Genomic DNA, 12,660 nt, shown 5'->3' on the forward strand with positions numbered 1-12,660 from the left:
CGCCGCAAAGATAATACAGGGAGACTTTTCTTTTCCAAATTCTCTGGGTGATCCTCATCTCATTATAACTTTTCATTATGACCCATAACTTTATTTTATGCAAAATTCTTTTGGTTTTCTGCCATGGATGTATAACTTTGTAATAGTCTACTTAAATGGTAGGAAATATAGATAAGGAAGCTGAAATATCGCGCTAATAGCTGGAGCTTACCTTTTTATACGCTAATCTGATAAGGAAATATTCACTCAATAATTTACCACCAAGAAAATTCATCATATGCAAGGATTTAGAACAGAGCTTGAAAATCCCGTCGTAGAGAAGGATATCATAGAACTGGAGAAAAAGATCCGTCTGTTCCGCGAAGGGCAGATTCCGGAAGAAAAGTTCCGCAGTCTGCGTCTGGCAAGGGGCATCTACGGACAACGTCAGGCTGGTGTACAGATGATTCGTATCAAATTACCTTATGGTAAAATGACCCTGGAACAGTGGAAGAGAATTTCTGATGTTTCAGACGAGTATTCAACTGGCAACCTGCACCTGACTACCCGCCAGGATGTTCAGATCCACTTTGTAAGTCTCGAAAGAACACCTGAACTATGGGCAAAACTGGATGCTGATGATATCACCATCCGTGAAGCCTGTGGTAATACGGTAAGAAATATAACTGCTTCTGACATTGCAGGTATTGATCCGGATGAACCATTTGATGTAACACCTTATGCAGATGCAGCATTTCGCTACTTCCTGCGTAATCCCATCTGTCAGGATATGGGCCGTAAGATCAAAATGTCCTTCTCCAGCAGTGATAAAGACACCGCCTGGTCCTTTATGCATGATATGGGAGCCATTCCCAAGGTGCGTATTGTAGATGGCAAAGAAGTGCGTGGATTCAAGGTACTGGTAGGTGGCGGCCTTGGGGCACAACCGATTCTTGCACACGTAGCATATGAATTTCTGGAAGCAGACAAGCTGATACCATATATAGAAGCTGTATTGCGGGTATTTGACCGTCATGGTGAAAGAGCCAGCCGTCATAAGGCTCGTATGAAGTTCCTCATAGCTAAGATTGGTTTTGAAGAATTCACACGCCTGGTAACAGAAGAATTCACAGCGATCAAATCAAAGGTGTATGAAGTCGATGCAGCAGCATGGCCGGCTGTAGAACTGGCGCCTGCAGGAGCAACGGTGCCTGCATACACCATCAGGGATCCAAAGAAATATGAGGCATGGAAGGCAACCAATGTTTTTGAACAAAAGCAATCCGGTTACTATGCGGCTTATGTACGTGTACCATTGGGCAACATTAGTTCAGTGATCTCCCGCCAGCTGATAGAAGCGCTGCGCCCAGTGATCGCCAATGATGTACGTGTGACAGCTAACCAGGGTTTACTGCTCAAATATATTCAGCCGGCACACCTGCCTTACGTATTCAGTGCACTGGAGGCAGCAGGATTTGCGGAACCAGGCTTCAACAGCATAGCAGATATCACGGCCTGCCCGGGTACAGATACCTGTAACCTGGCCATCTCCAGCAGCACGGGTATCTCCACAGCACTGGAACTGGTCATTCAGGAAGAATTTCCGGCACTGGTATATAATAAAGACATTAAGATCAAAATCAGTGGTTGTATGAACTCCTGCGGTCAGCATGGTATTGCCAGCATTGGTTTCCATGGCAGCTCTATGAAGAGTGGCGGCAAGGTACTTCCAGCCCTGCAGGTATTGCTGGGTGGTGGTATTGTAGGTGATGGGGTAGGGCGCGTGGCAGACAAGGTGATCAAGGTACCCAGTAAGCGTGGTCCGGAAGTACTGCGTACACTTCTCCAGAACTATGCAGAGCAGGCACAGGAAAACGAAAAGTTCAACGATTACTATGATCGTCAGGGCGAACGTTACTTCTACGACCTGCTGAAACCATTGACAGACCTGGCTTCTCTGGTAGATGAAGATTTCATTGACTGGGGCCAGGGCGATAAGTTTGCCACTGCTATCGGCGTGGGTGAATGTGCGAGCGTAGTGATTGACCTGGTACAAACCCTGCTGTTTGAAGGTGAAGAGAAACTGGAATGGGGTAAAGTAGCGCTGGATGCTAACCAGTATGCAGACAGCATTTACCACTCTTACTCAACTTTTGTGCAGACAGCCAAAGCATTGCTGCTGGGTGAAGGCGTATCTTGTAATACACAGACCGGCGTTATCAATGACTTTGACAAACATTTCGTGCAGACAGGCAAATGGGAAATAGAAGGTACATTCAATGACCTGGTATTACAGATCAATAAGAATGAACCATCAGAAGCATTTGCAAAAGCATATTATCAACAGGCAACTGACTTTTATCAGCAGGCGCAGTCTCTAAGGAAACGGGAAGCTGCTGCCGTTCCCGCTGAATAAGGATATCAACAGGCCCCTGTAACCAAGGGGCCTGCTGATATTACGGTTGTGCGAAACCGATCACATTTTAAATTAGTACACTATGCAGCAGATTACTCCAAAATTAACCCTGGTGGGCGCTGGCCCCGGAGATCCTGAGCTGATTACTGTAAAAGGCCTGAAGGCCATACAGCAGGCAAGGGTCATCCTTTACGATGCATTGTCAAACAATGAACTGCTGGAACATGCACCCTGCAATTGCCTGAAACGTTTTGTAGGTAAGAGAGCAGGTATGCACGTGTACTCTCAGGATGAGATCAATCGCATGATCGTAAAGTATGCATTGACTTATGGCAGCGTGGTAAGACTCAAAGGAGGAGATTCATTTGTATTTGGTCGTGGACAGGAAGAATTAACTTTTGCCCGCCAGTTTAATATTGAAACAGAAGTCGTGCCTGGTGTAACCAGTGCGATCTCTGTACCTGGTTTCAACAGCATTCCTGTGACTGCCCGTAACGTGAGTGAAGGCTTCTGGGTAGTGGCCGGAACGACACAGGAAGGTAATTTATCCCGTGACCTGGTGCATGCGATTCATGCAGATACAACCGTGGTAATCTTGATGGGAATGGGTAAATTAGCTGAAATATCCGCTGCCTATGTTGCGCAGGGAAAAGGGAATGTACCTGCGGCAATCATTCAGAATGGTACCTTACCCACACAGAAAGTAGGTATTGGTGCAGTTTCCGATCTGGCCAACATCGCTCTTCGGGAGGAGCTAAAAAGCCCGGCTATTATAATAGTGGGGGAGGTAGTACGCTTCCATGAAACCTTCATAGCAGTGCAGGACAGAATTGCAGCGGAATTGAAAATAGCTGTGTAAATTTATATTAAAGCGGTTCGTATGGAAGAGAATCATTTGTTTCCCGTATTCTTTAAGGTGCATCGTCTCCAGATCTTAGTGGTAGGCGGTGGCGCTGTCGGACTTGAAAAAGTAAGTGCCCTCCTTGATAATTGCCCGACTGCTAACTTAACAGTAGTAGCCACCTGGTTCCTGCCGGAACTGGAGGCATTGGTCAAAAATGCACCCAATGTAACGTTGGTACAGAAGGCGTTTTCCTGCGGTGACATGTTCGGAAAAGACCTGGCCATAGCTGCTACCAGCGACCATGAGTTTAATTATTTTGTCTGGGAAAAGGCAAAATGTAGTAAAGTACTAATTAATGTAGCTGACACCCCGGAACTGTGCGACTTCTACCTGGGTTCAGTAGTTCAGAAAGGCAACCTTAAGATAGCCATCTCCACCAACGGCAAATCTCCCACCATTGCCAAAAGACTCAAAGAGGTATTGCAGGAAGCATTACCAGGGTCGTTGAATGAAATTTTAGATAAACTACAGCTCATCCGTGACCGGATTAAGGGCGATTTCTCTGAAAAAGTAAAACAACTCAACCAGATTACCGATGTACTGGTTAAAAAAGACTAATTAATATTTTTTATATATGATCTCTTTGAAAAGGCTCTCTTGTCTTTTCAAAGGGGTGTTTTTATCTAACATGTTAGATAACAGTATACTTGCGTATTTTCTATATTATATTGTAAATATAAATATATGAATGTTTGTGTGCTGAATTGTTTAAAAATTAGATAATGATTATTATTTTTATGTCAGAATTCGAAGGTGATCAGAAAGTGTAGTATGTACAATAGCGAAAATGTGAAAGATGTAATTATTTATAATGTGATTATTTCTTAAGTATGCGAATCTCGTCAAAGAACAGGTTTAGTAGGGTTATCATCAGGAAGGCGCAGTTTGCGGACCAGGGTAGCATACTAAAAATAGACACTTCCTCCACAAGAATAGACCAGTCAACCAAAATTCAGAAACCAGCTCAAAGCACAGCGTCTGTCTACGATAGAAGAATTATAGCTGGATCTGCGCTGTAAGATATTTTATCAATGTACTGAAAGGGTACGTTGTCATCGAAAAATTTTTGCGGTAAAAGGCGGGGGGCTGCCGAGGCTAGGGTCAGCAAAGGTCAGCAAAGTTATTGACCTCGAAGTCCGGTAATCAAAGTTTTCCCGCCTTCAGCCGCGCCAATTTTTCAAACAGATTATTCCCGCTTCCCTGAAGTATATACCTTTAGAGAGAGGCCCAAAAGGGGCCTCGCTAAGGTATCGATCCGGAAGTTGTAGTCAGATAATGTACATTTTATCAACCAAAATTTAAGATCGCCCGGCCGGCATACCTGCATTTAACCATTAGTCACAACACCTAAGGCCGGTACACCAATTATTCTGTCGAAGATCCAAACATTGAAAAGGAAAAAAGGAAAAACGAAGAATATCTTAGTGAAGCAAGATCCCTGTTGATTATTCTAATTGCATGCCTGAATACCAGGGAGGAGAGATGGAAAAAGGAAAGAAGGTTACACATAAGCATTCTTCTCTAAACCCATTTTACACTCATGAGACACCTTTTCCGTTTCTCTTTTTCTTCGTTTTTCCTATTTTTTTTGCCCCATCAACCTCCTTATATTTGATCTTATGACACAAGATCAATTGATAGACAACACCGTTACCTATGTAAAACAGGAATTAGCCCAGGCAGAAGGAGGCCACGACTGGTGGCATATTCATCGTGTATGGCATACTGCCAGGGAAATTGCGGCCAAAGAATCAGTCAATCCACTTATTGTATCATTAGGAGCCCTGCTGCACGACATTGCAGATGCCAAGTTCCATGGTGGCGACGAAACGATCGGACCTGCCAAAGCCCGCCAGTTTCTCTTATCTCAGGGAGTAGCGGAAGACATTATCACACATGTGATTGCCATAATCGAAAATATATCATTTAAAGGGGGGCATAACGAAGGTAAATTTACCTCGCCCGAACTGGCAGTGGTACAGGATGCCGACATGCTGGATGCCATCGGAGCGATTGGCATAGCACGTGCATTTAACTATGGCGGGTTCAAAAACAGGGCATTATATGATCCGGCTATTCCACCAGATCTGCAAATGAGCAGGGAACAGTACAAAAACAGCACTGCCCCTACTATCAATCATTTTTACGAAAAACTGCTCTTATTAAAGGATAAGATGAATACCACTACCGGAAGAGAGTTGGCTGCCGAACGACATGCCTTTATGGAGACTTTCCTCGAACAATTTTATAAAGAATGGCATTAAATAAACAGTGCTTTCAACTCCTCGGCATCCTGTGGCTTCATTTTTCCACCCAGGATCAAACGGAGCTGCCTGCGGCGTAATGCACCTTCGTATAAAGTTTTTTCCTCTTCAGTTTCAGCAATAATAGGAGGTACCGGGCGAGGATTACCATTTGGATCCAGGGCAACGAAAGTCATAAATGCCTCGTTGGATTTATAGCGGTATTGCTGTACCGGATCTTCTCCCCATACTTTAAGATGTACTTCCATACTTGAATTGAAAGCACGGCTCACCTTTGCTTCAATGTGAACAGCGTTTCCCAGACGGATAGGGTTCTCAAATGAAATGTTGTCTACCGAGGCGGTAACTGTCGGCGCAGCGCAATGCTTCATACTGGCAAGGGCAGCAGCAATATCCATCCAGTACATCAGGCGGCCTCCCATGAGGTTGGTATATACATTGGTATCATTGGGCAATACCAGTTCAGTCATCTGGATCAGAGATTCCTGTGCACGCTTTGGCGTTAGAGTCATGTTTGATAATTATTACGGATCGCAAAATTAAGAATAAATCACCGGCCCGCCGCAGTGATTAAATTTATAAGCCTTTTATATCCCTTAATTTGTTTATAAACATGCTATTACATGTATGCACTCAGTGAAATGTGAAAAACCAATTTGGGTGCGCGTTAAATTTGTGTAACTTTGCATGACCTTCGGAAGTTACTTTTACTTGACTGGTTACACCAAACGTCGTCCGGCACTTCCCTTTTAGGTCAAGTATTCTACAGAATTTTAGATTTTATGGCAAAATATATCTTCGTTACGGGAGGTGTTACATCCTCATTGGGTAAAGGAATTATCGCAGCTTCACTTGCAAAGTTACTGCAGGCACGCGGCTTTAGAGTGACTATTCAAAAGTTCGATCCATATATCAATGTGGATCCGGGAACATTAAACCCATATGAGCATGGGGAATGTTATGTAACCGAAGATGGCGCCGAAACTGACCTGGATCTGGGACACTACGAACGTTTTCTGAACACGCCAACGTCACAGGCGAATAATGTGACCACAGGCCGCATTTATCAAACTGTTATTAATAAAGAACGTGAAGGTGCCTACCTCGGCAAAACCGTGCAGGTTGTTCCCCACATCACCGACGAGATCAAACGTCGTATTCTCCTGCTCGGCAAAGATGGTAAATTTGATATCGTTATCACCGAGTTAGGTGGTACAGTCGGCGATATCGAGTCGCTTCCCTACATTGAGGCTGTTCGTCAGCTGCAATGGGAACTGGATGAACAGGATTGCCTGGTCGTTCACCTGACCCTCATCCCTTACCTGCGTGCTGCTAAAGAATTGAAAACCAAGCCAACTCAGCACTCTGTGAAAATGATGAGCGAAAATGGTGTGCACCCCGACGTGATCGTGTGCCGTACCGAAGAGCCTATGTACAATGACCTGAAAAAGAAAATCGCCCTCTTCTGTAACGTAACCGTAGATGCCGTGATCGAAGCAACCGACATGAGCACCATCTACGAAGTGCCGCTGGAAATGCTGAAGGAGAAGCTGGACGTCATCTGTATGAAAAAACTGGGTATTCCTGTCGAGAAAGAACCGGACATGACCAAATGGCGTGGTTTCCTCGACAAGCTGAAATATCCTAAGTCTAAAGTAACTATCGGCCTGATTGGTAAATATGTGGAATTACAGGATGCTTACAAATCCATCCTGGAATCCTTCATCCACGCAGGCGCCATGAACGAATGTAAAGTAGTTGTTCAAAATATTCATTCTGAATTCCTTACAGCAGAGAATGTAGCTGAAAAGCTGCGTAACCTCGATGGTCTGCTGGTAGCACCAGGCTTTGGCCACCGTGGTATTGAAGGAAAGATCACCGCTATTCAGTATGCCCGTGAAAACAACCTGCCATTCTTTGGTATCTGTCTGGGTATGCAGATGAGCGTTGTAGAATTTGCCCGTAACGTAATCGGCTGGAAAGATGCCCACTCTACTGAAATGAACCCTGAAACCGGTCACCCGGTAATTGGTCTCATGGAAGAGCAGAAAAAGATCACCGCCAAAGGTGGTACCATGCGTTTAGGTGCCTATAGCTGCGACCTCACACCTGGTTCCAAAGCTTCCGCTATCTATGAAAGCACTAAGATCAGCGAGCGCCATCGTCACCGTTATGAGTTCAATGGTCAGTATCTAAGCGATTTCGAAAAAGCAGGTATGATTGCTTCAGGCCGCAACCCTGAAAGCGGACTGGTGGAAATGGTAGAATTACCCAACCATCCGTTCTTCGTGGGCTGCCAGTTCCACCCTGAGCTGAAAAGCACAGTGGAAAGACCAGCACCACTGTTTGTTCACTTCATCGGCGCTGCCAAGCAGTATGCAGAAGATAAGACAAACAAAACAAAGGTGGCGGAAGAAGTAGCACAATAATAATATTAGTGGCAAACGCCCACCAAAAGGACTATTTTTTAGGTCATTGCACCACAATGACCTAAAAAATAGTCCTTTTGGCATTTATACCCCCACATTTTGCTTACCTTCGCTGCCTAAATTTTAATTGTAATTTCAATGGACAGAAATTCGGTCATTGGTTTTAGCTTACTGGGTTTGTTGCTGGTAGGGTACATCTTTTTCAATACCAAACAGCAGCATGCAGCAGAGTTAGAAAAAGCTCGTCAGGATTCTATCGCTGAAGCGAACAAACCTAAAGCAATCACAGACACCACTGCCTCTTATCCCAATTCAGGCACTCCTGATTCCACCAGGCTCGCAGGTCAATATGGCGCCTTCGCAGGTGCTGCTACCGGCACCGCACAGAAAACCGTGCTGGAAAACAAAGTGCTGAAAATCACCTTCTCCAGCCAGGGTGGTCAACCTGAAACTGTAGAACTGAAAGCCTTCAAAACATTTGCAGGCACTCCTTTATTACTGGCAAACAGTTCTTTTAACCGCATCTCTATGAAGGTGCCGGCTAATAACAATACTTTATTAAATACTGCAGACCTTTATTTCGCTGGTGGAAATGTACAACAGCTGCCAGATGGTAGCCAATCTTTGGTATACCGCCTTGCGACTAACAACCCTGGTCAATTCCTGGAGTTTGTATACACCCTGAAACAGGATAGCTATGCAGTAGATTTCGACATTCATGCCGTAGGTCTGGAAAACGTGATCCCAGCCGGTCAGAAAACATTAGAACTTCAGTGGGATAATGAGAATGACAAGCAGGAACAGGATATGCAAAATGAGCGATTGAACAACCAGGTTCACTGGAAAACAACAGAAGGTAAACATGACTACTTCACCCTGCAGCGTACCGCTCATAAAAATCTGGAAAGCAAAGTACAGTGGCTGAGCGTAAAGCAACAGTTCTTCAACACCACTTTCATTGCGAAAAAAGATAAGAGCTTCGAAAACGCAGATATCAACACGAAAGTGCCTGAAAGTGGTAACATCGTAGGCCAGACCTTCACTACCCTGGCGATCCCTTACGACCGGGCACATGACTTTACCTTCCCGATCGAAATCTATTATGGTCCTAACCATTATAAGACCCTGAAATCTTATGATATCGGACTGGAAAATATCATTCCACTAGGTACCGGTATCTTCGCTTTCGTAAAATATGTGAACAAATGGGTGATCATCCCTGTGTTCAACTTCCTCAGCGGATTTATTCATAACTATGGTGTGATTATCATCCTCCTGACACTCTTTATTCGTTTGCTGATAGCACCATTCACCTACCAGAGTTATGTGTCTTCTGCAAAGATGAAAGTACTGAAACCGGAAATCGATGCCCTGCGCGCTAAGCATGGCGACGACCAGCAGGCTTTCGGTATGGAGCAGATGAAGCTCTTTAAGAGTGCAGGTGTGAATCCTTTAGGAGGTTGCCTGCCGGCAGTGATGCAGTTGCCGATCCTGGTAGCCATGTATAGCTTCTTCCCATCTTCCATCGAATTGAGACAGGAGAGCTTCCTGTGGGCTAAAGACTTATCTACTTACGATTCTATCCTGAATCTGCCTTTCAATATTCCTTTCTATGGTAACCACATCAGCCTGTTCACCCTGCTGATGACTGCCACCAGCTTAATGCTGGCGTTCAATAACCGTGGAATGGCAGATCAGAGCAATCCGGTCATGAAGTACATGCCTTATATCTTCCCAATCATGCTGTTGGGTATCTTTAACAAACTGGCATCCGCGCTGACTTTCTATTACTTCCTGTCAAACGTGATCAGTATCCTCCTGCAGTGGGTGATACAGAAGTTCATCATTAACCATGATAAGATCCATGCACAGATCCAGGAGAATAAAAAGAAGCCGGCTTCAAAATCCAAATGGCAGGAACGCCTGGAAGACATGCAGAAACGCCAGCAGGATATGCAGCAAGGTAGAAAAGGAAATAAATAACCGATAACTGTTTATAAAGAAGAGCCTCCCATAAAAGGGAGGCTTTTTTTATGTCATCAGTGCTAAATACCTTAAATTTTTTTATGCCGGCAATCCATCCCTGCAAATGTTGGCTTTAGACAACTTTTTATACTACCACAGGCCATTTCCTTTCTCCTCCCGGTCGTCCAGATAACATGTTTTTTTCATGTAATCTGTCCTCCGAATCAAAGAATCGATGTAATAATTTTTTAATCCTCAATCCTGAACCTTATGTTTGTAATGTGATAAATAACCCTATATGAAGCCGATACAACTGAGTGTACTATTCATTTGTCTGTGCAGTATGGTCCGTTTACCTGCACAGTCACTCAGACTATCCGTTTCAGGCAAAATATCTGATTCCCTCAGCAACCAAAATCTGCCATTTGCCATCGTGTTATTACTCACAGATACCATCAGGCAAACTATCCAGACTGACAAAGAGGGTAATTTCACGTTTGAAAACCTGAAACCGGGTGTTTATAGCCTCCAGGTAAAATACCTCGGCTATCGAGACAAAACGACCGGCCCGTTTCAATTGAGTACCCAATCCCTGGCCCTGCCCGCTATCGGCATGGTATCAGTTTCCTACGATCTGATCACCCACCAGGTAACGGCCCAGAAGCCACTCATTGAACAAACAGCCGACAAGATGATCATCAATGTTGCCGAGAGCCCGCTCGCTACCGGCAATACATTGGAAGAACTGCTCCGCCGATCGCCAGGTGTGCGACTGGACGATGATGGATCTATTACCCTCAACGGAAAGAAGGTGATGGTCTATATCAACGACCGCCCGTCTTATTTTACTGCCGCAATGCTCAAAAATCTATTGCTGTCTACTGCCGCTAATGCCGTTGATAAAATAGAACTCATTGCTAACCCATCTGTAAAATATGATGCCGCCGCTTCGGCTGTCATTAACATCAAAATGAAAAAAACAGGTAAATCAGGAACCAATGGCAACCTCACTATAGGAGAGGGAGGAGGCCGTTATGGCCGCTACAACGCCGGCGGAGATCTGAACTACCGCAACGATAATCTGAACATCTATGGTAATTACAATTACCAGCGCAATGAACAGTTTTACGATACCCATACAGGCAGGATCCTGGCAAATGAATATATAGAGGAATCAAATTATGAGGTCCGCAAAAAAGATATTCATAACGTCAATGCCGGTATCAGTTATACGATCAATAAAAAGAACAGCGTAGGCCTGGATCTGAAAGGCAACTTCCTCGGACGTGACAGAGATGGTATAGACAAGACAATGTTCCGTCCTACCCAGTCAGCCCCCTTCGACTCTTTGCTGAACATGCACACTACCGGGCATGCGAACATCAATAATTATTCAGCCAACCTGTTCTACCAGCATAACTTTGACAGTACCGGCACACAGATCACCTTCAATGGTGACTATGCCTATTATGACCAACGCTGGAAAGATAACTTTAATACTGCCTATCTGGATACCGAAATGAAAGTATACCAGCTACCCTACGTAATCCGTAACAGTTCTCCGGTATCTGTTGCCATCCGTTCCTTATCGGCCGATTTCACCCGTCCCACTAAAATCGGCACCTTCGATGCAGGACTGAAAACCGTCTTCGTAAAAACAGACAGCGATATCCGTTGGGAAATGTTGGATGATAATGATACCTGGGTAAATGATGCGGGCAAAACGAATCATTTCATCTATGACGAAAATGTGAATGCAGGTTACCTCAATTATCATAACCAATTTAAGAAATGGTTACTACAGGTAGGTGTGCGGGTGGAAAATACACATGTCAAAGGCAACAGTATAACGAATTCCCAGGTGTTTACGAAGGACTACACCGGTGTCTACCCCGGTTTTTCCCTGCAATACCTGGCCTCTGCATCCCAGCGTTTTTCGTTCTCTGCCAGGAGAAGTATTGACAGACCACAGTATGAATATGTGAATCCATTCCTCTTCTTCCGCAGCAAGTATTACTACTTCCAGGGAAATCCGGACCTGAATCCACAGAATACAACTTCACTGGAGTTGTCTCATACCTGGAAACAGCGTTTATTTACTACGCTCAGTATATCCAGAACCAACGATGCGATCTCGGGTGTATATGTAGCAGGTGATAATAAGGTGCTGATTACCACTTATCAAAACGTTACACACTTTGATAACTACAATCTGAGCATCACTTACTCAAAGGCATTTACACGTTGGTGGAATAGTATGAACACCATGCAGGTCTACTACCTGCACTACGATTACAATGATATCACCTTGCCGAAGTCAAAACCCGGAGCCTATGTGATGTCGAATAATACGTTTAATATTCCGCACGTGTTCACACTTGAGGTGAATGCAATCTATTCATCCAGATCTAATGCCGGATTGAGTGCGCTGACCAGCTACTGGGTGCTGAACGCCGGAGTGCAAAAGAACGTGCTAAAGAACAAGGTATCACTCAAGCTGAGTGTAAACGATATTTTCAGGGGACAGCAATTTACATTAGCGTCCAATTATCAGGGGGTAAATATTCAGCAGCATTTTTTGTTTGACTCCCGCTTCGCAATGCTGAGTTTTACATACCGGTTCGGTAATAGTAAGATCAAGCCAAGAACGGAAAGGCAGACGGGTATTGAAAAAGAAAAGAAACGGATTCAATCGAACTAATG

8 protein-coding genes are annotated in these 12,660 nt (G+C 44.5%); 7 read left to right on the plus strand and 1 reads right to left on the minus strand.

All coding sequences use genetic code 11. The features are described 5' to 3' along the window. Nucleotides 1-277: 277 nt before the first annotated feature. The 4 genes from ABDW33_RS21865 to ABDW33_RS21880 all read left to right on the plus strand — a co-directional run bounded on the left by ABDW33_RS21865 (nt 278) and on the right by ABDW33_RS21880 (nt 5,563). Nucleotides 278-2,395 (plus strand): nitrite reductase, encoded by a 2,118-nt coding sequence (locus ABDW33_RS21865; RefSeq protein WP_343692231.1) that lies wholly within the window; start codon nt 278-280, stop codon nt 2,393-2,395. A gap of 82 nt (nt 2,396-2,477) precedes the next feature. Next, nucleotides 2,478-3,254 (plus strand): uroporphyrinogen-III C-methyltransferase, encoded by a 777-nt coding sequence (gene cobA, locus ABDW33_RS21870; protein ID WP_343692232.1) that lies wholly within the window; start codon nt 2,478-2,480, stop codon nt 3,252-3,254. 21 nt (nt 3,255-3,275) lie between these two features. Then, nucleotides 3,276-3,857 carry a bifunctional precorrin-2 dehydrogenase/sirohydrochlorin ferrochelatase gene (locus tag ABDW33_RS21875; protein WP_343692233.1) on the plus strand — a complete coding sequence of 194 codons (582 nt, stop codon included), beginning with the start codon at nt 3,276-3,278 and terminating at the stop codon, nt 3,855-3,857. Nucleotides 3,858-4,918: 1,061 nt separating this feature from the next. Continuing rightward, nucleotides 4,919-5,563 carry an HD domain-containing protein gene (locus ABDW33_RS21880; protein WP_343692234.1) on the plus strand — a complete coding sequence of 215 codons (645 nt, stop codon included), beginning with the start codon at nt 4,919-4,921 and terminating at the stop codon, nt 5,561-5,563. On the opposite strand, the gene ABDW33_RS21885 is transcribed toward ABDW33_RS21880, so the two are convergent. Beyond that, nucleotides 5,560-6,075, minus strand: a complete 516-nt coding sequence (locus ABDW33_RS21885) for an acyl-CoA thioesterase (protein WP_183288557.1) — start codon at nt 6,073-6,075, stop codon at nt 5,560-5,562. The genes ABDW33_RS21880 and ABDW33_RS21885 overlap by 4 nt on opposite strands. A gap of 270 nt (nt 6,076-6,345) precedes the next feature. Here ABDW33_RS21885 and ABDW33_RS21890 point away from each other — a divergent pair, with 270 nt between their 5' ends. The 3 genes from ABDW33_RS21890 (at nt 6,346) to ABDW33_RS21900 (ending at nt 12,658) form a co-directional block, all read left to right on the plus strand. Continuing rightward, nucleotides 6,346-7,992 (plus strand): CTP synthase, encoded by a 1,647-nt coding sequence (locus ABDW33_RS21890; protein ID WP_343692235.1) that lies wholly within the window; start codon nt 6,346-6,348, stop codon nt 7,990-7,992. A gap of 138 nt (nt 7,993-8,130) precedes the next feature. Next, entirely contained in the window at nt 8,131-9,975 is a 1,845-nt protein-coding gene (yidC, locus tag ABDW33_RS21895; RefSeq protein WP_343692236.1) for a membrane protein insertase YidC, read from the plus strand. A 280-nt stretch (nt 9,976-10,255) separates the two neighbouring features. Next, nucleotides 10,256-12,658, plus strand: coding sequence for a TonB-dependent receptor (locus ABDW33_RS21900; protein ID WP_343692237.1), 2,403 nt, complete (start codon nt 10,256-10,258; stop codon nt 12,656-12,658). The last annotated feature ends 2 nt before the right edge of the window (nt 12,659-12,660 follow it).

The sequence above is a fragment of the Chitinophaga sp. genome (assembly GCF_039596155.1).
In the GTDB taxonomy this organism is placed as follows: domain Bacteria; phylum Bacteroidota; class Bacteroidia; order Chitinophagales; family Chitinophagaceae; genus Chitinophaga.